Source organism: Erwinia sp. JH02 (assembly GCF_013074405.1).
Classification (GTDB): domain Bacteria; phylum Pseudomonadota; class Gammaproteobacteria; order Enterobacterales; family Enterobacteriaceae; genus Erwinia; species Erwinia rhapontici.
Genome location: NZ_JABANZ010000001.1, coordinates 1 through 22,681 on the forward strand (window position 1 = coordinate 1; position 22,681 = coordinate 22,681).

General features: G+C 55.1%; 18 protein-coding genes and 1 tRNA gene. 11 read left to right on the plus strand and 8 right to left on the minus strand.

Annotation, left to right across the window (positions count from 1 at the left end):
• Positions 1-2: 2 nt before the first annotated feature.
• A tRNA-Ser gene (locus HHI26_RS00005) sits at positions 3-90 on the minus strand.
• 282 nt (positions 91-372) lie between these two features.
• Between HHI26_RS00005 and ghrA the strand changes: the two genes are divergently transcribed.
• The 3 genes from ghrA to HHI26_RS00020 are packed head-to-tail and all read left to right on the plus strand — an operon-like array spanning position 373 to position 2,654.
• Positions 373-1,311, plus strand: coding sequence for a glyoxylate/hydroxypyruvate reductase GhrA (gene ghrA / locus HHI26_RS00010; protein ID WP_133841734.1), 939 nt, complete (start codon positions 373-375; stop codon positions 1,309-1,311).
• 17 nt (positions 1,312-1,328) lie between these two features.
• Positions 1,329-2,066 carry a phosphatase gene (locus HHI26_RS00015; protein WP_133841735.1) on the plus strand — a complete coding sequence of 246 codons (738 nt, stop codon included), beginning with the start codon at positions 1,329-1,331 and terminating at the stop codon, positions 2,064-2,066.
• Positions 2,067-2,102: 36 nt separating this feature from the next.
• Positions 2,103-2,654, plus strand: coding sequence for a molecular chaperone (locus tag HHI26_RS00020; protein WP_171148378.1), 552 nt, complete (start codon positions 2,103-2,105; stop codon positions 2,652-2,654).
• A 203-nt stretch (positions 2,655-2,857) separates the two neighbouring features.
• Here HHI26_RS00020 and HHI26_RS00025 read toward each other — a convergent pair whose 3' ends face one another.
• Positions 2,858-4,258, minus strand: a complete 1,401-nt coding sequence (locus tag HHI26_RS00025) for a CoA transferase (protein ID WP_171148379.1) — start codon at positions 4,256-4,258, stop codon at positions 2,858-2,860.
• Positions 4,259-4,278: 20 nt separating this feature from the next.
• On the minus strand, positions 4,279-5,190 hold the full coding sequence (locus tag HHI26_RS00030) for an EamA family transporter (protein WP_133841738.1): 912 nt from the start codon (positions 5,188-5,190) through the stop codon (positions 4,279-4,281).
• A gap of 238 nt (positions 5,191-5,428) precedes the next feature.
• Between HHI26_RS00030 and HHI26_RS00035 the strand changes: the two genes are divergently transcribed.
• On the plus strand, positions 5,429-6,151 hold the full coding sequence (locus HHI26_RS00035) for a glutamine amidotransferase (protein WP_171148380.1): 723 nt from the start codon (positions 5,429-5,431) through the stop codon (positions 6,149-6,151).
• 238 nt (positions 6,152-6,389) lie between these two features.
• Entirely contained in the window at positions 6,390-7,910 is a 1,521-nt protein-coding gene (locus HHI26_RS00040) for an aldehyde dehydrogenase family protein (protein ID WP_167863853.1), read from the plus strand.
• A gap of 57 nt (positions 7,911-7,967) precedes the next feature.
• On the opposite strand, the gene HHI26_RS00045 is transcribed toward HHI26_RS00040, so the two are convergent.
• Entirely contained in the window at positions 7,968-10,148 is a 2,181-nt protein-coding gene (locus tag HHI26_RS00045; protein WP_241008192.1) for an EAL domain-containing protein, read from the minus strand.
• A 940-nt stretch (positions 10,149-11,088) separates the two neighbouring features.
• On the opposite strand from HHI26_RS00045, the gene HHI26_RS00050 reads away from it, so the two are divergent.
• Both HHI26_RS00050 and HHI26_RS00055 read left to right on the plus strand, forming a co-directional pair.
• Positions 11,089-12,060, plus strand: a complete 972-nt coding sequence (locus tag HHI26_RS00050; RefSeq protein WP_159336709.1) for a glycosyltransferase — start codon at positions 11,089-11,091, stop codon at positions 12,058-12,060.
• 28 nt (positions 12,061-12,088) lie between these two features.
• The gene (locus HHI26_RS00055; RefSeq protein ID WP_133841741.1) at positions 12,089-13,387 is read left to right on the plus strand and encodes a flippase; all 1,299 of its coding nucleotides are present in this window, start codon (positions 12,089-12,091) and stop codon (positions 13,385-13,387) included.
• A gap of 8 nt (positions 13,388-13,395) precedes the next feature.
• Here HHI26_RS00055 and HHI26_RS00060 read toward each other — a convergent pair whose 3' ends face one another.
• Both HHI26_RS00060 and HHI26_RS00065 read right to left on the minus strand, forming a co-directional pair.
• A complete protein-coding gene (locus HHI26_RS00060) occupies positions 13,396-14,730 on the minus strand; it encodes a sodium:proton antiporter (protein WP_159336469.1) in 1,335 nt (444 codons plus the stop codon).
• 109 nt (positions 14,731-14,839) lie between these two features.
• Positions 14,840-15,400, minus strand: coding sequence for an NAD(P)H-dependent oxidoreductase (locus tag HHI26_RS00065; RefSeq protein ID WP_133842135.1), 561 nt, complete (start codon positions 15,398-15,400; stop codon positions 14,840-14,842).
• A 225-nt stretch (positions 15,401-15,625) separates the two neighbouring features.
• On the opposite strand from HHI26_RS00065, the gene hemB reads away from it, so the two are divergent.
• Positions 15,626-16,606 carry a porphobilinogen synthase gene (gene hemB, locus HHI26_RS00070; protein WP_159336470.1) on the plus strand — a complete coding sequence of 327 codons (981 nt, stop codon included), beginning with the start codon at positions 15,626-15,628 and terminating at the stop codon, positions 16,604-16,606.
• Between the two features lie 40 nt (positions 16,607-16,646).
• On the opposite strand, the gene HHI26_RS00075 is transcribed toward hemB, so the two are convergent.
• Positions 16,647-16,949 (minus strand): EthD family reductase, encoded by a 303-nt coding sequence (locus HHI26_RS00075; RefSeq protein WP_133841744.1) that lies wholly within the window; start codon positions 16,947-16,949, stop codon positions 16,647-16,649.
• A gap of 73 nt (positions 16,950-17,022) precedes the next feature.
• Positions 17,023-17,847: a helix-turn-helix domain-containing protein gene (locus tag HHI26_RS00080; protein ID WP_133841745.1), complete on the minus strand. Its 825-nt coding sequence runs from the start codon at positions 17,845-17,847 to the stop codon at positions 17,023-17,025.
• Between the two features lie 218 nt (positions 17,848-18,065).
• On the opposite strand from HHI26_RS00080, the gene HHI26_RS00085 reads away from it, so the two are divergent.
• The 3 genes from HHI26_RS00085 to HHI26_RS00095 are packed head-to-tail and all read left to right on the plus strand — an operon-like array spanning position 18,066 to position 22,667.
• Complete coding sequence (locus tag HHI26_RS00085) at positions 18,066-19,628, plus strand: sugar hydrolase (RefSeq protein ID WP_171148678.1); 1,563 nt, start codon at positions 18,066-18,068, stop codon at positions 19,626-19,628.
• A 34-nt stretch (positions 19,629-19,662) separates the two neighbouring features.
• Positions 19,663-21,057, plus strand: a complete 1,395-nt coding sequence (locus HHI26_RS00090; protein ID WP_171148382.1) for a glycoside-pentoside-hexuronide (GPH):cation symporter — start codon at positions 19,663-19,665, stop codon at positions 21,055-21,057.
• A gap of 23 nt (positions 21,058-21,080) precedes the next feature.
• Positions 21,081-22,667, plus strand: coding sequence for a carbohydrate porin (locus HHI26_RS00095; RefSeq protein WP_171148383.1), 1,587 nt, complete (start codon positions 21,081-21,083; stop codon positions 22,665-22,667).
• The last annotated feature ends 14 nt before the right edge of the window (positions 22,668-22,681 follow it).

Below are 22,681 nucleotides of genomic sequence, written 5' to 3' on the forward strand. Positions count from 1 at the left end.
TATGGTGGTGAGAGAGGGGTTCGAACCCTCGATACGTTGCCGTATACACACTTTCCAGGCGTGCTCCTTCAGCCACTCGGACACCTCACCATATTGTTGTCACAACCGGGTTGCTGACGGGCGCTAATGTAGGGAAAACTGCGGTTGCGGTCAACACTGATTCCCGAAATATGCGTGCGTTTAGTCAGTTTTAAATCACTTTGCTGCTTAAAACGGCAGTGGGAAGACTTCATCCGCTGTTAAGCGGGTTACGCGCGGATCATGGCCTGATAATTTCACACTGTGCAGGCCACCGGACGGACGCCCGGCTAAAGTTTCACTTGCCAGCCGTCGCATTTTCCACGAGCTTAAGCAAAAAACAGGAGAAAAAACGTGGATATCATTTTTTATCACCCCTTTTTCAAGGCAGAGACCTGGATCAACGGTTTGCAGCAACGTCTGCCTCATGCCCGCATTCGTCAATGGCAGGTGGGAGACAACGGCCCGGCCGACTATGCGCTGGTGCGCCAGCCACCCGTTGAAATGCTTCAGGGGCGCGAGCTGAAGGGGGCGTTTGCGCTGGGCGCGGGCGTTGACGATATCCTGGGGCAGCTGCGTGAGCACCCTGAGATGCTGGCCCCGGGCGTGCCGCTGTTCCGCCTGGAAGATACCGGAATGGGGCGTCAGATGCAGGAGTACGCGGTGTATCACGTGCTCGGCTGGTTCCGCCGTTTTCCTGAATATCAGAAACAGAAAACCGAAACGCTCTGGCATCACCTGCGTAACCGTAAGCGCGATGAGTTCTCTGTCGGCATCCTCGGTGCTGGCGTATTGGGCCGCAGCGTCGCGCAAAGCCTGCTGGCATGGGATTTTCCGGTCAGTTGCTGGAGCCGCTCACCGAAACAGATCGACGGGGTTAGCAGTTTCCATGGCGAGCAGCAGTTAGGCGACTTCCTCTCTTCTACGCAGGTACTGATCAATCTGCTGCCCAATACGCCACAGACCGAAGGGATCCTCAATCGCCAGTTGCTCAGCCAGCTCAAACCCGGCGCGTTTTTGCTGAATCTTGCACGCGGTGCGCATCTGGTGGAAGCCGATCTGCTCGCCGCAATGGAAGCGGGCGAGGTGAGCGCTGCCGCACTGGACGTGTTTAATCACGAACCGCTGCCGGCCGAACATGCTTTCTGGTCGCATCCTGATATTGCGATTACGCCCCATAATGCGGCTGTAACCTTACCAGACGAAGCTATGGACTACATTGCACAGGCTATACTGCGACGTGAGAATGGCGAGATGCCAGAAGGGCGCGTTGATATCAGCCGCGGCTATTAATATAAAGGAGAAAACCGATGTATCCAGTTGACCTGCATATGCACACTGTGGCCAGCACTCATGCCTACAGTACGCTGCGTGACTACGTGTTACAGGCACAAACCTGTGGCGTCAAACTGCTGGCGATCACCGACCACGGCCCGGATATGGCCGATGCGCCGCACTACTGGCACTTCGTAAATATGAAGGTCTGGCCACGGGTGATTGATGGCGTGGGCATACTGCGCGGGATAGAAGCGAACATCAAAAATAATCAGGGTGAGATTGATTGCAGCGGGCCGATGCTCGACTCGATTGATATTATCGTAGCCGGTTTTCACGAACCGGTGCTGGCCCCGCAGGATAAAGCGAGCAATACCGAAGCGATGATCGCCACGATGGCGAACGGACTGGTGCATATCATCAGTCATCCGGGCAACCCGAAATATCCCATCGATATTCGGGCCGTTGCCGAAGCGGCAGCGAAGTATGATGTTGCACTGGAGCTGAATAACTCCTCGTTTACCACCTCCCGCGTGGGCAGTGAACCTAACTGTCGTGCCGTAGCCGCCGCTGTGCGTGATGCCGGTGGCCGTCTGGCGCTGGGGTCGGATTCGCATACCGCGTTTACCCTTGGTCACTTCGACCACTGCCTGCGCATTATGCGCGAGGTGGATTTTCCAGAGGATCGCGTGTTAAATGTCACGCCACGCCGCCTGCTGGACTTTTTACAACAGCGCACCGGCAGGGAAATTGCTGAATTCGCTGATTTGTGACGGTGTCACATATTACCTTTAACGGAACTGAAACACATGAATGAGTTTTCCATCATCTGCCGCATCCTGGGCTCGCTGTATAATCGTCAGCCTCAGGACCCGCTGCTGGTCCCTCTGTTTACCCTGCTGCGCGAAGGCAAACTGCAGCAGCACTGGCCGCTGGAGCAGGACGAACTGTTAACCCGCTTACAGCAGAACTGCGATCCCGCGCTGCTGGCGTCTGACTATAATGCGCTGTTTGTAGGCCCGGAATGCAAGGTGTCACCGTACGGTTCTCAGTGGGAAAATGGCCCGCAGGAAGCCGAAGTGCGGGCGTTTCTCAGCCAGCGTGGGATGCCGCTAACTGATGCGCCTGCCGATCATATTGGTGCCTTGCTGCTGGCATCGTCCTGGCTGGAAGATCAGTCTGAGGTCGATGAGTACCAGGCGCAGATCCAGCTGTTTGATGAGTTCCTGATGCCGTGGGTCGGTGCTTTCCTCGGAAAAGTGGAGGCACATGCGGGCAGCGCATTTTACCGTACCCTCGCCGCTCTCAGCCGCGAAGCGTTGCAGGCGATGCGTGATGAACTGGAAGACGAGCAGGCGTAAGCGTCGGGCATCGTGATCCCGGTCGAGGCGTGCCTCGACCCTACGGAGAGGGTGATAACCATGCAGGGGTCAGGCATTCATGCCCGACCCTACGGCGAGGGTAATAACCATGCAGGGGTCAGGCATTCATGCCCCGACCCTACGGTGAGGGTGATAACCCTGTAGGGGTCAGGCATGCCCCGACCCTACGGCGAGGGTAATAATCATGTAGGGGTCAGGCATGCCTGACCCGTGCTGGCCCACTCCGCCGCTGCCGAACCGAACGGTGAAGGGGTTTTTGACCAGTTCAGCGGCATCCCCGGCAGCCAGAAGGGTGAACGCAGACGGTAAGCTACCCCCCATTGAGAAATAACGGCTTCGGCATCGTCGTCCTGAACCTGTCGCGGTCCAAGCCCTGCGGGCTGCGCATCCTGTGGATAGGGCGCATCCGTCAGCAGGCAGGCGGTGCGCGCCAGTGACAGACGGGCAGTAAACCCGGTGTTATGCAGCAGGCGCTGGCGTAATCCTTCCAGTACGGCGGCTGCCATCATATAGCCGGTGGCGTGGTCCAGTGCCTGCACGGGTAACGGCACCGGCGCATCGCTGCCCTGCCACAGGCGGCCGCGCTCGGCGATGCCGCAGGCCATCTGTACCAGACTGTCAAATCCACGGCGATTGCGCCACGGCCCGGTCCAGCCCCAGGCATTCAGGCTGACATCGACCAGCCCCGGCCTGATACGTTGCAGCGTTTCCGTGTCATAGCCCAGATTGCTGAGCGCATCGGCGCGGTAACCGTGCACCAGTACATCGCTCTGGCTGAGCAATTTTTCAAACTGTTGTCGCTCTTCGCTGGATTTCAGGTCAAGCCGTGCGCAGCGTTTTCCCAGGCTGATCTCTTCTTCCAGCGACGGCTCCTGCCAGCCGGGTGGGTCAATGCGCAGGACCTCTGCGCCCAGCCCGGCGAGAAAGCGAGTGGCCACCGGCCCGGCAATGATGCGCGTCAGGTCGAGTACGCGTACGCCGAGCAGCGGACGGGCGGGAAGCAGACGCCAGGTTGGTGCCGGGCCACAGGCCTGAAGGGTTTGTTCGATAAGCGCTTCCCGGCTGACGCTCTGGCCCTGAGCATGCTGCTGCCATTCGCTGAAACTGCGCAGGGCAGCGGCGCAGCCTCCGGCATCCACCACGGCCTGCTCAAGATCGCTGCCTGTCCATTGCGCGACGGCTGCCGCCAGCGTCTGACGTTCGGCGTGTTTCCCCAGCACCTTTTCCATCGCGGCCCGGTGATGCGGGGCGTTGGTGTGCAGGCGGATCCAGCCGTTCTCTGTGGCGTAATCCCCGGCGAAGGGATCCCACAGTGGCGGCATCTGACGATTGACCGGGCGAAGGGCATGCTGGAACCAGCGTGAAGCCAGCATCCCGTCCACCTCCAGCGAAGACGGGTTTCCCGTCAGGCTGGCTGCGGCCTGAGCGGCCAGCCCGATACTGGTGGCGGCGAGCTCGCTGACCGGATAAGCCGATACCAGCGCCCGATCGCCGCGGATCGTGAGTGAGGGCAGCGGTGAACTGTTGTTACGCAGTCCGTGCCACAGCTGTTGCCATAGCGCATCGCTCAGGCGGTTATCCATCTGACTCTCCTTACAGGGTTTCAGGGCCGGGTACGGTTTTTCCTGTGGCGGTCATAACGAAAGCGCGGCAAGCGTGCATGCATTTTCAGGTTACGCAGGTTAATCACCGCAATCGCCGTGCCGACAATCACCAGCACGCCACCCATCGCCTTAAAACTGTTCATGCTGTCGCCCAGTACCACCACGCCCATAATCACCGCCAGCACCGGCGTCAGCAGTGAGTACGGCATAATCAGGTTGACGTTGTAATGCTTCAGCAGGCTGTACCACAGCGAGTAGGCCACAATGGAGGAGCCAATCGCACTGAAAAGAATGCCAAACCAACCCCGCCATGAAGAGTGTAGCAGCAGATTGAGTTGGTCAGATTCGACCACCCAGGAGGCACATCCCACCAGCGGGATGGCAAAAAAGGAGAGCCAGCCGGTCAGCGTCAGCGGGCTGATGGCCGGGGATTTTTTCACGATCATATTGCTGATGGCCCAGCCGAAGGCGCTAAGTAACAGCAGCAGCAGCACCCACCCGTTGGGGATGGTCGGGCTGCCGGCCAGCACCACAACGCCGCTGAGTGACAGAGCAATGCCCAACAGTTGCACCAACCGCAGTTTTTCTTTCAGCAACACCATCGCCAGCAACATGGCGATCGGCGTACCCAACTGCACGATCACCGCCGCCGTTCCGGCATCGGTATAGCTCAGGCTGACAAACAGCAGGGCGAAATGCATAAAGCCGAACGTAAAGCCGAGCGGCACAAGATAAAGCAGCTGCTGACGGGTGACGCGGGTAAAAGGCACCAGGATTAATGCCACCACCACAAAGCGCATGGTAATCATCAACAGAGGCGGCAGGTCGAGCAGCCCCCATTTAATGGCGATGTTATTAAATGCCCAAATGGACACCACCAGCAAAATCAGCAAAAAATGACGCAGAGCCACTGCACAGTCCTTAGCAAACGAAGTAGTCACGATAATCATGGCATGAAATGCACCAAATGAGGCGCTGAACTCCGTAGTTTTTTTAGCAGCCTGTGGCGCAAACCAGGCGAAAATCGAAGGGCTTAACCCGATGCTTTGTTTAAAGAATGCCAGAAAATGTTATGAGACAGGTTCGTGACAAGCTGCCATGATAATCACCGGGGTGAGCGACTCCGCCGAGATTCGAGGATTGAGCAAGATGACCGTGAGACTTCCGTTAGCCATTATCCAGCTTGAAATACCGCCGCAGGCGGTCAGCACCCTTGTCGGGGAGCAGAAGCAATGGTTCGTTGATGCGCTGAATCTGTCCGTGGAGGACTATATTGTGGTGCGCCCGGACCTGGGCGAACCTTTACCGGCGCTGGAGACGATTTCTGCGGCCATTCTCAGTGGCTCCTGGGCGATGGTCACCGATCATGCTGAATGGAGTGAGCGTACCGCCGCCTGGGTACGCCATGCGGTGGCAGAACAGTTACCGCTGCTGGGTGTCTGTTACGGACATCAGCTGATGTCTTATGCGCTGGGCGGTGAAGTCGGCGATAACCCTTATGGTTGGGAACGCGGCCTGACGGCACTGGAAGCGCGCGCGGAGAGCCATCACGATCCGCTTCTGGCATCGTTGCCAACGCAGTTCTCGGCCTGGCTGTCGCACCGTCAGTCGGTGCTGACGCCGCCGCCGGGTGCCCAGGTGCTGGCGGCATCCGCGCAGGACGGTTGCCAGATTATTCGCTACTCGGCGCAGGCATTATCGGTGCAGTTTCACCCGGAATTCACCGCAGAGATCATGACGGCCTGTCTCAAAAACAGTCTGAAAGATACCGAGATCGACCACCTGGTGCCTGCGCGAGCGGAGCCGGAGTGGCCGCGTCAGTTACTGCGCGATTTTTGGCAGCAGGGCCTGCCAGTGGCAAAGCGCGCCTGACCCGCTAAAGCCGCCGGGATAGCCTCATCCCGACGGCAGTCGTGCTCTTTCGGCCATGATGAACACCCTGTGCGCTACCTCACACCGCCTTGCTAAAATCCTGATTTCCTTTCGATGCCGTCACAGTTTATTGCCGGGCAATCTGACAAGCTCACTTTTGTCGATAATGTTAATAATGAGTTATTTTATTGTTAACGGCGAAGTCGCTACGGCGATATCTTTCTACAGGAGAGCGATGATGCGCTATGCATATCCGGGCAGTAAAGAGTCACTGATTACCCTGAAGCCGCAGTATGGCAATTACATCAACGGGGAATTCTCCGCGCCCGTGAACGGTGCTTACTTCACGAATACCTCCCCGGTCAATGGATCGGTGATTGGCGAATTTCCCCGGTCTGACAAAGACGACGTTGAAAAAGCTCTGGATGCGGCGCACGCCGCTGCCGATGCCTGGGGAAAAACATCGGTGCAGTCGCGCTCTCTGACGTTGTTGAAAATTGCCGATCGTCTGGAACAGCATCTGGAAACCCTGGCCGTGAATGAAACCTGGGATAACGGCAAACCAGTCCGTGAGACGCTGGCCGCTGACCTGCCGCTGGCGGTGGATCATTTCCGCTATTTCGCCGGATGCCTGCGCGCTCAGGAGGGCACAGCGGCAGAGATTGATGAATTTACTGCGGCCTACCATTTCCATGAACCGCTGGGCGTGGTGGCGCAAATCATCCCGTGGAATTTCCCCTTGCTGATGGCGGCGTGGAAACTGGCACCCGCGCTGGCGGCGGGCAACTGCGTGGTGCTGAAACCGGCTGAGCAGACGCCATTGTCGATCACCTTGTTTGTTGAACTGATAGGCGACCTGCTGCCCAAAGGCGTGCTGAATGTGATCCACGGATTTGGCCGCGAAGCGGGTGAAGCGCTGGCGTCCAACCCGCGTATCGCCAAAGTCGCTTTTACCGGCTCAACCGCCACAGGCGGACATATTCTTGAACTGGCGGCGAAAAACCTGATCCCGTCCACCGTGGAGTTGGGCGGTAAATCGCCGAACATCTTCTTTGAAGACATTATGCAGGCCGAACCGTCCTTTATTGAGAAAGCCGCAGAAGGGGTGGTGCTGGGCTTCCTCAACCAGGGCGAGGTCTGTACCTGTCCGTCACGTGCTCTGGTACAGGAGTCGATTTACGAACCCTTTATGGCCGCGGTGATGAAACGGGTGAAAACCATCAAACGCGGTGACCCGATGGATACCGATACCATGGTTGGTGCGCAGGCTTCACAGCAGCAGTTCGATAAAATCCTCTCTTACCTGGAGATTGCTCAGAAAGAGGGCGCTGAAATTTTGGCGGGCGGCGGGGTGGAAAAACTGGAGGGCGATCTTGCCACCGGTTACTACATTCAGCCAACCTTACTCAAGGGGGACAACAGCATGCGTGTCTTCCAGGAGGAGATCTTCGGACCGGTGGTCGGGATTACCACCTTTAAAGATGAGGCTGAGGCGATTGCGATTGCCAATGATTCTATTTACGGCCTTGGCGCGGGGGTCTGGACGCGTGATATCAACCGTGCTTACCGCGTAGGGCGGGCGATTAAGGCCGGGCGCGTGTGGACCAACTGTTACCACCTCTATCCGGCACATGCTGCGTTTGGTGGGTATAAGAAATCGGGTATTGGCCGCGAGACGCATAAAATGATGCTCGATCACTACCAGCAGACCAAAAACCTGCTGATCAGTTACAGCATTCAACCGCTGGGTTTCTTCTGAGTGTCCTGGCCGGGGCCCCCCCGGCCATCTCCGTTTGCTTCCTTCCTTCATCAACCACTAGCTGGCGTGACGCTGATTAATTAACTGTGGGATCTGCTCTTTGGGCACTGCTTCAGAGAACAGAAAACCCTGCAGCTGGTTACAGCCCGCGCGGGCCAGCGCATTCATCTGCCCGGATGTTTCCACGCCTTCAGCGGTTACGATCAATCCCATTGCATGGCCCAACTTCACCACGGATTCGATGATGGCGCTGGAATTACTGGTCACGCCGAGCGACTGGGTGAACGAGCGGTCAATTTTGATTTTGTCCACGGCAAAATGACTGAGGTAGTTGAGGCTGGAATAACCCGTGCCGAAGTCATCAAGGGCAATGCGGAACCCGGCTTCGCGCAGCTCATCGATAATCGCCTTCGCCATTTTTTCATCGTCAATCAGCACGCCTTCGGTGATCTCCAGCTCGATGTTTGACGGGGAAATCTGCTCTTTCCTGACGATAGCCTTGATGCGCTCGACAAAGCCCAGCGATCGAAACTGCAACGGGGACACATTGACAGCAAGGGTTAAATCCGGCCACAGGCGGGCAACGCGGCAGGCTTCACGCAGCACCCACTCTCCGAGCTGGGTGATCAGCCCAATATCTTCCGCTATCGGGATAAACTCCGTAGGCGAGATCATGCCGTGAACCGGATGTTGCCAGCGCATCAGCGCTTCCAGTCCCACGACTTTTTGCCCGCTGATATCCATCAAAGGCTGGTAATAGACGTTAAGATCCTGCCTGGTCTTCAACGCATGCCGCAGGTCAGCGCCGATCTGTTGGCGAGTTTTGAGGGACTCATCCATCGACCTTTCAAACAGGCGGTACTGTCCGCGTCCCTGATTTTTCGCTTCATACAGCGCGATATCCGCTTTGCGCATTATCTCCATCCGTTCCGTAGCATCGTCAGGCGCCAGTACCACGCCAATGCTGATACCCACCCAGGTTTCATTTCCCAGTAGAGTAAAGGGATGTCTCATCACGTCGAGAATTCGCTGGCATAGCGCAGTGGCCTCCTGCGTTGAGGTGATGTCTTTTTGAATAATGACAAATTCATCACCCCCCAGGCGACCCACGGTGTCGATATGACGCACCAGTCCGTTCAGACGATGGGCGACCTCAATAATCAGTTCATCACCGGCCTGATGCCCATAGGTGTCATTGATGATTTTAAAACGATCGAGATCGAGCAGCAGCACCGCCACCTTATCCTTCTGCCGGGAGACGCGCACCAGAGCCTGGGTCATGCGTTCTTCCACCAGTGCCCGATTAGGCAGACCGGTCAGCACATCATGAAATGCCAGATGCTGTGCCTGCGCTTCGCTGGCACCCAGCTGGAGGAGGGAGTCTGAGAGGCGCATCGATGACACCCACAGCCGACGTATCATCAGAATACAAATCAGGGTGATCACCAGCGACACCAGCAGCACCAGCGGTGTAATCACCTTCAGCATACGTGATCCGGGGCGGTCAGCCTGCCATTGCAGGTTGCCAATCGGGACCCCGTCGAGAGAGGTCAGCGCATAATGGCCGCTCTCGGTGACGGGCGTAAGACCGTCGGTAAAATGCAGGCCGTGCAACAGGCTCCGCTGGGCCAGTGTCTCCAGCCAGGCGCTGTCGAGACGGCGAATACTCAGCATGGAATATTGACCGCTGTCGGCGGCATCTCCGCTGATCTGCCCGATAGCGACAATCGCCGGGGCATTATCGATCAGCGCGAAGCCCACCCGATCACGGCGTCCGCTGTTTGGGCTGTTCGCATGCAGCAGACTTTGCTGAAACGGACGCACGGGCCAGGCAATATGGCCGAACTGCTCCACCGGCGCATTACGTCCATTCTCCCACAGATAAACCGGATTGCCCGAAGCATCCAGCAGGGAGATGACTTGATGATCAAACATGGTGGAGAGCCAGGCACCGACATTCTCATTGAGCCATTGCAGGTCGTGCGTACCCTGCGCCAGGCGATCGGCCAACGGCTGCCACTGCGTCAGACTGCGTTGTTGTTTGAGCATATCGCTCAGGCTTTGCGACATCGTGGTCTGAATAATTTGCTGCTGCTGAATGGCTGCGTCGTTATTGGTGCGTGCGCTCGCCCAGTTCAAGGTAAAAATGCCAGCACTAAAGGTGATAAGTAAAACGACAATCAAAGGGATCAGCACATCTTTAATGAAATGCTGACGAAAATTGTCAGAGATCTTCATGATTTTAATCATCCAGGTTGCTCTTGGGTGTGGCCGAAAGCGCTTAATTGAGGCTAGCATAAATGACAACGTGCGCGGCTTCAGTGCCTCGGGGATTTGACGCGAGATTGATTTTTCAAACGATTATTTGTTCAGTTTGTGTTAAGTAATAAAACAAATTTATCAGTTTTGCGTTAATGCGGGCGTTGGCGCGAGGCTGATGCCTCACTGACAGGGCATTTGAAGGATGAGAGGTGTGGCGAAAAGCTTATCCGGAAGCGTCTCTTTACCGATAATAATGTCAGTATGAGCCTTAACACAAATTCGCCTCCTCGCTATGGAGGGTTTAGTTAATGGGGTTTAAGGGTGTTTCAATCAGATTTGTCTGCTTTACGTAGTGTTGCGATCGGTTTTGTCATCTTTCTGCCTGAGCGTTTTTGACGTCACCTGACGGTAGAAAGTGTAAACAACCCTTTCATCAGTTTGGTCTGGTGCCCGACGACGTCATGGCCTTTATAGGGCTAACATGACGATTTTAATAGGAAACAGGGTAAGAAAAACACGGTGTATTGATTCGTTGCTAAGATAATCCTCATTTCAGCGTTACTCCATGAAACAGTGAGTGCCTGAGATTTATCCTGAAGAGCATCAAGGTTTACAGGAGGTTGATACTGTTGCAATGGCATTTTTTTACGGAATGGACCCATGAGTAATTCATTAATTATTTATTAATGAATATTTTAATATGTGACTTAATTGATTAGCTGTTTATGAATCGTTTATAAATAGATTAATTAATGATTCCCCGTATCTTGTTTACGTTTTGTTTGGGTTTTTCTTATGTGATTCTAATAATGTTCCAGGTATTTTCCTAAACCCTTGTCCCGCCCTGAAGGTGCGTTGATCTTTATCGTTTTCTGGTGTTAATTAAACAGGTTCCCAAAACGGTGAGACAAATGTGATGACACAAAAAAATCTGTCGGTGATTATCCCTGCGTATAACGTGGCGAATTATATTGTCGAGTGCATTGATTCTTTACTGGCGCAAATCCCTGCGCCGAATGAATTAATTATCATTAATGACGGTTCGACGGATGACACCCTGGAACGAATAGAACAACACTATGCCCGCGAAGAGCAGGTCCGTATCTTCACCATCCCTAATGGCGGATTGGGTCAGGCGCGCGACTACGGCATTGCGCTGGCACAGGGTAAATACATCTTCTGCTGTGATCCTGATGATGTCGTTTGTGAGGGGTTTTATGAGGAATTAAGCCAGATTACTACGCTTTATCCAGAGCTGGAACTCTTCTGTTTTAATTCACTCATGTTTGAAGACAATGATCCGGAACGTATCTACCCCAAAGTACAGCACCACCAATTTGGCTTGTTGCGTGCGCAGGATATTTTCCAGGGTCTGCTTAATAGTGGCGCGTATACATCGGCTACCTGGAATTACGTTCTTAAAAAAGAGATCATAGACCGGTTTCATTTGAAATACATTACCCGGCTGCATGAAGATCATAGTTTTACCGTAGAGGCATTTATGCGCTGTCGTATTGCCTGGGTGAGTCGGCACCTTTACTATCGGCAACGTATTCGCAGTGGCTCACTGACCAACAGTCATAAAAGTGACAGTTTTTTTCGCCAACGTTATGACGCCTTTCTCGGCTCGTATGAAAAATTAGTTAAACTGACCGATGGTGTGAGTGAAAAGGCCGAGCTTCGTCGTCTTTATCTTATTCACTCCTTCAGATTAATGATCCATCTCTCCCTGGCCAGTGGACAGCGGGTGCCCGATTATGTCATGAATGCGATTTATTATTTCGGGAAAACACTAAAGCCGGAAGGTGCGGTCAACTGGCTGCTGTTAAGACAACCCGAATTATATTCTCATCTGATCAGGATAAAGCGGAGTCTGCGTAAAGCATGAATGGAATCTCACATAAGGTCAGAGACTGATGGCTAAAGTAATCGATAAAAGTCTGTTAATTAACGTGCTGTCATTGCTGGCCTATCGCGGGACGTCCTTTATCTTCCCGCTGGTTACCCTGCCGTATCTGGCGCGCATTCTTGGCGTTGAGCATATGGGGCTGCTGGCGCTGGGTCTGGCGTGCGTGATGTACTGCAGCACGATTTCCGACTGGGGGTTCAATGTCTACACCACCAAGGACATTGCTCAACATCGCGACGATAAGCAGCGAGTGACGCAGCTATTCTGGTCGACGTTTAATGCTAAGTTGATCCTGGGCTGCTCAACGCTGGCGATCCTGCTGCTGCTGACCTGGTTTAACCCGGCGTGGCACGCGCTGTTCTATATCGTGCTGGCGAACTCTACGGTGTTGTTTGGCCAGTTGCTCTCTTTTGGCTGGCTGATGCAGGGGTTTGAAAAACTGGGTAAAACCTCGATTATTTCCACCGTCGGGCAGTTCTGTTCCATCCCCCTGACGTTTCTGCTGGTGAAGACGCCAGAAGACACCTGGCTGGCGGCGTTGATCCCGGGTGTAGTGGCCTTTATTACTGCCATCATCACCCTGAGTCTGGTAGTGCAGATGCGGGTTATTGGTTTCTACCGCTTTGAACCACGCGAAATAATGCAACGCATCAAAGACAGCCTGCATGTGTTTTTGGCGATCTTTGGTGCCAATTTATTCAATAACATTAACGTGCTGATCCTCGCCAGTATGACCAGCACCTATATGGTGGGGCTGTATAACGGTGCCGACCGCCTGAAGAAAGCCGCTAACTCAGTGCCGGAACAGATAGGCAATGCGTTTTTTCCGCGCGTCAGTCACCTGTTTCATAAAGATCGTGCTGCCGCGATTGCCGCAACGCGGAAAAGCATCACTCTGTCGTTTCTGATCAGTCTGTTTATCGTGGTGTTCACCTTCTTTTTTGCGGATTATGTGGTGCGGATCCTGTTGGGGGCGGCGTTTCATGACTCAGCCAATGTGCTGCGCGTGGTGGTGTGCGGCTTTATTTTTGGCAATATCAGTTACCCGGCCGGACTGCAAATCCTTATCCCGTACGGCCTGGCGAAACAGCGTATGCATGTGATGTTTATTGTCGGGCTGATTAACATCCCGATCTGCTGCCTGCTGGCATGGCAATATGGTGCCATCGGCGCGGCCAGTTCACTGGTGCTCTCAGAGTTCCTGGTGTTTGTTGGTATCCTGCGCATTATGGTCAAGCACGATATTCTGAAGGTCTATCTTGCCCGGCCAGCGGCATTTAAGCAGCCAGGCAATGAACAGGCCTGAATCAGGCGTTAGTCGCGGCGAAGGTGTGACTGACGCCAGTTCAGTAACGGTGTGACGGAAATGCCATGCACCACCACGCTGGCAACGATAAGCGTGAATGCCATATCCGCCATGCGTGCGGCCTCCGGGCCATCAAGCCCATGCGTATAGGCCCAGGCAATATAGTTGATACTGCCAATGCCGCGTATGCCCAGCCAGCCGATGGTGGCGCGTTGTAACGGCGGAGTATCAACACCCAGCGTGGCAATCCAGACCGAGAGCGGGCGGATGGCGAAAAACAGCAGGGCGGCCAGCAGGATGCCGGTGACGTTCCAGTGCTGCGCCAGTGTGACACCCAGAACAATAATAATGGCCGCGGCAAACAGGCGTTCAATCGTATCGCCAAACGACAGCGCATCGCTGACCACCAGTCCGGCTGAACCGACCGGGTTGGTCTGTTCCCCCTGGTGGCGAGCATTAGGATTGACCAGCTCCTCCGCAGGCGGATGGTAATCACTCTCCTGAAACGCTTCCGTTGGAAAGTGCCGCACCACGCGCATCTCGGCGCGGCGTAAACCGACCCCGGCAGCAAAGGCTGACAGAAAGCCGGAGGCATCCAGCGACTGTGCAATCGCATAGCTGAGCGCAATCAGCGCCAGCGCGAGAAAATCATTGGGGGCGACATCCTGATGGGTATGGCGCAGGTGCGAGGCATACTGCCCAATCAGCCGACCGAGCACAAAGCCGATCAGGCTTCCCCCCACCACCGCCCAGAGAACATCCACCAGCGCCCAGTGGCTGAATAACGTCCAGGATAGCTCGCCGCTGCCGGTGAGCAGCAATACTGCCAGCATCAGCAATGGCAGGGCTGTGCCATCATTCAGCCCGGCTTCACTGGAGAGCGAGACGCGCAGATTATCGTCATCGCGCGCATCATTCACGGAGATCAGGCTGGCGAGCACCGGATCGGTGGGGGCCACGATAGCACCAAACGCCAGCGCCAGCGGCCATGAGAATCCGGCCAGCCAGTGTGCTGCCAGCGTGACGCCTGCCACCGTGAGTAACATCCCGGGGAAAGCCAGTCGCAGCCCCATCCGCCATCCGGGACTGTTCAGCGGCAGACGCAGTTTCAGTCCGGTGATAAACAGTGAGGCGGCCATCGCGATTTCAGTCAGATTTTTTGCGAGGTGGGCGTGGGCAGCAATATCAATCTGTAGCAGATTCAGTACCCAGGGGCCACACAGGACCCCGGCGATTAAATAGAGAGCAAAAGCCGTCACCGGGCCCCGGCTTATCCAGCCAGAGGCGAGCGACATCAATAATAACAACCCGCCTGTGGCCGCGGTCCATCCAATAAATCCCATCTTTTCTCCGCTTGCGATACTTCATTGTGCCAATGTGCTCTATACAGGATAGAGCTTTTCCTGGTTTTGCCAGGAAAAGCGTGTGCGTAACGAAAAGAGGGGACAGCGATTAGCGACGTGCTGCCTGCGCCAGCGCTGCCAGCTGTGCGGTCAGATGCTGGCGGGTGCTTTCATCGGTGATGGTATCGCTCGCGGCATCAATACGGCTGGTGGCCTGGCCGATCATAATTTCCGGTTTATTCAGCACCTGGGCGTTAAGAAAGACCATGCTCTGACGCAGATGATACTGCGCACGTGCGCCGCCAATCATCCCCGGCGAGGCACTCTGGATCGCCACCGGTTTGTTGGCAAACGGATTCTCCGGAAGGCGGGACAGCCAGTCGATGGCGTTTTTTAGCGCGCCCGGCACCGAATAGTTATATTCCGGCGTCACGATCACCACGCCATCGGCGGCGGCAATCGCTTTACCCATTTCCAGTACTGCTGCCGGGATGCCTTCATCCTGAATATCGGCGTCATAGTGCGGTAAGTCGGCAATCGAACCGAGTGCGTGAATCTCAACCCCAACCGGAGCCAGCGCAGGCAGGTTGCGTGCCACAACGGCATTCAGTGAGGCTTTACGCAGGCTGCCCAGCAGGGTGACAAACGTCAGTTTGGCGTCTTCAGACATCATATTTTCCTTTAGTCAGTGTAAGAACCGTGAATCACACCGCGCCATCGTGCCCGATCTTTTCGGGTTTACGGCGATGCGGGGTCAATAAAATGAATCATTCTGTGCCGGGTAACGGCGCAAGGATTGTCATCACGCGCCCGGAGGTATAGTGTTAGCACACTATTCATGTTTATCACCATCGGTGAATATTACCGTTGCGTGACCCGCTAAACCGAGGTTGTTTTGTCCAGCTATTCTCCAGTCCAGCGCCCAAGACGCTTGCGTCAGTCTGCTTCTCTTCGCACTTTGTTCCAGGAAAATACCCTCAGTTTGAATGATCTGGCTCTGCCGATCTTCGTTGAGGAAGGTCTTGATGACTACAAACCCATTGCCGCCATGCCAGGCGTGATGCGTATTCCTGAAAAACGTCTGGCGTATGAAATTGAACGCATTGCGAAAGCGGGAGTGCGGTCGATCATGACCTTTGGGATTTCGCATCATACGGATGCGGACGGCAGTGATACCTGGAATGAGAACGGACTGGTGGCGCGTATGTCACGTATCTGCAAGCAGACCGTGCCGGAAATGATCGTGATGTCCGATACCTGCTTCTGTGAATATACCAGCCACGGCCACTGCGGCGTGCTGCACGACCACGGCGTGGATAATGATGCCACGCTGATTAACCTCGGCAAGCAGGCCGTGGTTGCCGCGGCGGCGGGTGCGGATTTTATCGCGCCTTCGGCGGCAATGGACGGGCAGGTGGCAGCGATTCGCCACGCGCTGGATGCTGCAGGCTTTACTGACACTGCCATCATGTCTTACTCCACCAAGTTTGCTTCTTCTTTCTACGGCCCGTTCCGTGAAGCGGCAGGTACATCGCTGAAAGGCGATCGTAAAACCTACCAGATGAACCCGATGAATCGCCGTGAAGCGATTCGTGAGTCACTGCTTGACGAAAGTGAAGGTGCTGATGCGCTGATGGTGAAACCGGCAGGCGCCTATCTGGATATCCTGCGCGACGTGCGTGAGCGTACGCAATTGCCGCTGGCGGCTTATCAGGTCAGCGGTGAGTACGCGATGATTAAATTTGGTGCGCAGGCGGGGGCGATCAATGAGCTTGACGTGACGCTCGAAAGCCTGGGTGCCATCAAACGCGCCGGTGCCGATATTATCTTCAGCTACTTCGCGCTGGATCTGGCCGAGAAGAAAATCCTTTCCTGATTTAACGGGGCCAGCGATCTGCTGGCCCCCTTTTTATCGCTTATTCGACGCGCAAAACGTCGGAAACCAGCTTCACTGACTCAATGTTAGAAAAATTCGCCACATCAGCGACAAACTCCTCGCCATGTTCAGCAATCACCTGTTCAAACGTCTCGATATCCGCACAGTAAATATGGCAGGCCGCAATAAACGGCGCGTTGTTATCCAGCGGCGTATCAATTTCATAGCTCAGACAACGTTCACCCATCCGTGATTTGATCAGCGGCAGGTGCACATCGCGGTAATAATCATGGTCGAAATGGGCATCGGCCTGACGTGGATAAAGTACGCTGAATTTGATCACAGGTTTCTCCTCTGGTTAAGCAGCCACATAGGATGCTAAGAAAAAGATTATAACCAGTGATGGGCGAAGCGGGTTAGCGCATTGAGCGCTGCTGGCTGGGTGTTTGCCCAAACACCTGCTTATAGCAGGTGGAGAAGTGATTGCTGTTGGCAAAGCCACACAGATAGGCAATATAGGTAATGCTCTCCTCCGTATTGATGATCTTTTCCCGCGCCGAAACCAGCCGCAAACGTTTAATGTAATTGTCAGGCGTGAGCCCGGTGGTCTCTTTAATCTGGCGTTGCAGTGTGCGCTTACTCAGATAGAACCGATCGCTTAATGCCTCCCAGTCAATCTCTTCAAAACAGTGTTGTTGCAGGAAACCCAGCAGTTTGTGCAACTTGTATTTGGTCTGGCTTTTGGTGTGTTCATCCTGCTGGCAGGCCATATTCATCAGCAACTGAAAGAAGCAGGCTTCCCGCCAGCCGCTGTTCGTCTCCTCGTGGCGGGTTTGTTGACCGCTAAAAAGCTGTCCGATCATCTGTTTACACTGCGCTTTGGTTTGCGGCAGCAGCCAGTGATAACTGCCCGGCTGGGTTGCATCAAAACGCGCCAGTAACGCCCCGACATTGTTCAGCCACTGAAACGGCTGCTGGCGGTTGATCAGCACATTGATCAGGCGTAGTGTGCCCAGCTCATCATAGAAATGGCAGTCACCATCCTTAACAAAGAAAACGTCGCCCTCCTGGATAAAATGAGGTTTGCCGTTAATCACATGCAGACCATGCCCGCTCTCAACGATCACCAGCTCATTAAACTCATGGCGGTGCTCACAATTGTTATCTTCCGGGTCACTGGTATAGAGGGAAAACTGGTCACGCGCCGAGCTGAAATACTGGTCAAGCCGCAGGTTATTCATCTTTCACACATCTCACTCACTGATATCCGTTCAACTTAAGGGATTTCTCAACGGTGGGCGAGTCGGGTTTATCATTTTGTGATCGCTATCGGGGACACCTTTCCCGCAGCGCCAGTCCCGCGTTTTACCTGGCGGTTTCAGAATAGATCGCCCGCCAACCGTGGCTCTACACTCGCTGACTCTTGAACCGGTTAAAGGAGTCTTTTGTGGTCGCAGCCATGCAAAAACATAGCGAATTACGCACCCGCACTCATGCGGCGTTTCTTACCCAGGCCGATGCCATGCGGCCGGCGCTTTATCGTCAGCGGGTCATGCCGATTTCTGTCGTCACCATGATACCCGATGCGCTGACTCTTCACGGCTGGCGCAGTGAAGCGCGCTTTACACCAGAGCAACTGAGCCAACAAACGTTTGCCAGCGGTGATGAATTTATTGTGGATTTTGGTCAGCATTGCGTGGGGTATCTCTCGCTGCGCTGTGAGTCGGCAGGCAGTCCGCCGGATGCCCCCGCGCACCTGCAATTTATCTTCGGCGAAATCAGTGCGGAGGTCGCAGAGCCGTTCTCCCAATACGATGGCTGGCTCAGTCGCAGCTGGCTGCAACAGGAGGACAGTTATCTGGATGTTCTGCCCGTGGAGATGACCCTGCCGCGCCGCTACTGCTGTCGCTATGTCAAAGTGCGGGTGGTTTCGACGTCACCGAAATACGGTCTGCGTTTCCCCACTTTCCATCTCGACACCGTCAGCTCCGCCAGTGACAGTACCCTGCAACAGGTACAGATTGCCGATCCCTTATTGCGGGAGATCGATGAGATCAGCGTGCGTACGCTCAAAAACTGTATGCAGGATGTCTTCGAAGATGGCCCGAAGCGCGATCGACGGCTGTGGCTGGGCGACCTGCGCTTACAGGCGCTGGTCAACTATCCCACCTATGCGCACAACGACCTGGTTAAACGCTGCCTCTACCTGTTCGCCGGGGTAACGCGCGAAGACGGTATGGTCTCCTCCAATCTGTTTATGCAGCCGCAGGTGATCGCCGACGATACTTTCCTGTTCGATTATGCGCTGCTGTTTGTCGCCACGCTGGAAGACTACGTGGCTGCAACGGGTGACCGGGCAACGCTGGACGATCTGTGGCCGACGGCGCGGCGCCAGATTGAGCTGTCGCTGCAACGTCTGGACGATCGCCATATTCTGCGTGATAGCGAAGACTGGTGGGCGTTTATCGACTGGCATGAACAGCTCAACAAACAGGCTGCCGCACAGGGCGTGCTGATCTATGCCCTGCGTAAAGGGATACAGCTGGCCCGGCGCTGTGATAACGCCAACATCGCCTGGCTGGAAACCACGCTTGAACGCGTCAGCCAGGCGGCACTGACCCATCTGTGGGATGACGAGCAGGGCTTTTTTGTCAGCGGGGAAGCGCGGCAGGTTTCCTGGGCTGCGCAAGTCTGGTTGATCCTCGGCGAAGTGGGTGACGTGGCATTTCGTCGGCAGCTGTTAGCCCGCTTACAGCGTCATCCCCCGGTGATAAAAATGCACACGCCTTATATGATGCACCACTTTATTGAAGCGCTGCTCACTCACGGTGAACGTGAGCAGGCTGTTGCTGAAATTAAACGCTATTGGGGCGGCATGGTGCAGGCCGGGGCGGAGACCTTCTGGGAGTTATATGACCCGGATAATCCCGACTATTCACCCTACGGCAGCAAATTAATTAACAGCTACTGCCATGCCTGGAGTTGTACCCCGGCATGGCTGATTCGTCACTTTGAACTCTGAACAACAAATAACCTATAAATTCTGAGAGATGATTATGCCAACTTCACTTTTTGCTCTATGGCGTCAGCGGCTGGGCTACGGGGTAGCCGATCTATCCTGTAACCTGGTCTGGCAGTTAATTTCGTTGTACCTGATGTTTTTCTATACCGATATTATGGGGTTGCCTGCTTATTATGCCGGGCTGATGTTCCTGGTGACGCGGCTGGTGGATGGCGTCGCCGATGTGCTGATGGGGCTGGTGATTGATAACACGACAACCCGCTGGGGACGTTGTCGCCCCTATTTATTACTGGGGGCGATCCCGTTCGGGCTGCTGTGTATGCTGGCCTTTTATTCGCCGGAGCTCTCCACGACCGGGCGTTTATTCTATGCCTTCGTCACCTATCTGTGTCTGTCATTCCTTTATACGTTCGTGAATATTCCCTACAGCGCAATGCTGCCGTTTATCACCAGTGATTCCCGGGAGCGCACCACGCTGTCGGCGGTGCGCATTGTGATGGGATCGCTGGGATCCACGCTGGTCGCGGTGCTGACGTTGCCGCTGGTGAAAAGCCTCGGGCAGGGGGATCAGGCGCAGGGTTTTCTGTATACGGCGATGATTTTTGGCGGCATTGCGGCCTTTTTCCTGCTGCTCAGTTTTCGCAGCGTGGAGGAGCGAATTCAGGTTCAACAGGAGCGTATGACGCTACCGCGTGCCTGGCAGGGGCTGAAAAGTAACCGACCGTGGGCGGTATTTGCCGTGAATATCTTCCTGATGTGGGGGGCTTTCTTCTTCCAGACCGGGGCGCTGGTCTATTTCTTTAACTACTACGTGGGGGACGTCAATATCACAGCAGTGGCTGCCGGGATCTCCACGTTTGTACCGTTGCTGGGGACGTTGACCGTGCCGTTACTCGCTGCGCGGATGAAAAAATGTCACGTCTATCTGCTGTCCAGTGCCATCAATGTACTGGGAATGCTGGTGATGATCGTGGCAGATACGCATGTCACGGGTCTGCTGGTGGGGGCCACCATCCTCTCCATTGGCGCCGGGCAGCGAACCGCTATCTACTTCTCTATGCAGGCCGATCCGGTGGATTACGGTGAATGGAAAACCGGGATTAATACCGCCGGGATACTCACCTCCGTGAACGGCTTCCTCGGCAAAGTGGCGATGGCGGGCGCCGGAGCGATAACGGGTATCCTGTTGTCACTGGGCGGCTACCATGCCAACCATGCGCAGAGCACAGAGGCGCTGCTGGCGATTAAAACCTGCTATCTGTATATCCCGCTGGTGCTGATTATTCTGTCGATGATCTGGATGGGGAAATATTACCGACTGGACAACGACTACGAGAATATCCGCGCGGAATTAGCGCGCCGTAAAGCCTCGTCTGCCACTGAGACCTCACCTTCAGACCCGGATTCGCTGCCAACCCCGCAGCACTGATCACCTTCAAACAGGAACGGATAATGCGTAAAAGTCCTCTTTACGTGGCGCTCTGCTGCGCGCTATTGAGCTGCCCGATGGCCCAAGGCGCCACAGGATTGACCATAGAACAACGCCTGGCACTGCTGGAGCAGCGGCTGGAAAAAACGGAAGCAGAGGCCAGCAGTGCACGCCTCAGCGCGCAGCAGGCGAGTGAAAAAATGGCCCAGGCTGAGGCGCGCGCCGTGCGTGCAGAGCGTCAGCTGGCAGCGGCACAGCCGGCAGCATCGCCTGCTGCCCCAGCGGTAGCGGCCACTGAGAAAGACAATGGGTTTGAGTTTTCCGGCTATGCCCGTTCCGGCGCATTGCTGAGCGGCAGCGGACGCGGTGCTCACGGTGGGCCGGGAGTTTCTCCCGCCAGTTCTATCGGCGGCGACGCGCATATTGGCCGTCTGGGCAACGAGAAAGACAACTATGTTGAGCTGAGTTTCATTAAGAACCTGACGTTTAACGATGGCTCCTGGGCCAGATTTAAAACCATGCTGGCCGACGGCGCGAATAATCCCGATCCGTGGGTACAGGATAATGACAGCCACCATCTGAATATTCGTCAGCTGTATGTGGAAATGGGTAGCCTTGCCGATTTCGGTGGCCCGCTAAAAAATGCCACGCTGTGGGCCGGTAAACGCTTCGATCGCGATAATTTCGATATCCACTTTACCGACAGCGATATTGTCTTTCTGGGGGGCACGGGCGGTGGGATAAATGACGTGCAGTGGACGCCGGGCTTCCACAGTAATTTCTCACTGTATGCGCGTAATTTTGGCGATCTCGGCAGCGACCGTTACAACGACAACGATGTGCAGAACGTGATGCTGACGGCCAACAACTACTGGGGCAATCTGCAATGGATGCTGACGGGAATGAGTGCGCAAGGCAACGATGACCTGCAAGACAACACCTCGACCACCGGCAGCTATGCCACCCGCAGCGATAACACGGCCAAAAATGGTGCCTATACCATGCTGGCCTGGCATGATAAACAGCGTTTTTATGGTCTGCTGCCCGGCACATCAGAGAGTGCGTTGCAATATGGTCGCGGCCTGGGGGCTGAAGCACGGCAACCGGGAAGTGATGGAGATTTGACGCGTAATGCACAGTCTCTGCGCTTCGCCTCTTACGGTATTGTGCCGCTGAGTGAACGCTGGGAACTGGCACCGTCAGTGATTGCCCAGCACAGTGAAGACCGTTATCGCGAGGGGGATCGCTATGACTGGGCAACGTTCAATCTGCGTGCTTCACAGGCTATCAGCCTCAACGTTGCGCTGCTGTATGAAGCGTCCTGGCAGTATATGGATCTCGACCCTAATGGCAGAAGCTATCGCAGTGATGGCGCGCTGAATCAATACCAGGCTGTGAAAGGGGACTTTTACAAGCTGACGTTTGCCCCGACCTTTAAGGTGGGGGAGGTGTTTGATATTAAGGCGCGGCCGGAAATCCGTTTCTTCGTGACGTATATGAACTGGTCGAAGGATCTGGATCGGTATGCAGTGAATGATGATTTTGGCAGCGCCGGATTTAGTGCAGGAGGGAACTGGAGTTTTGGCGTGCAGAGTGAAATCTGGTTCTGAGTGAGGCTGGCGGT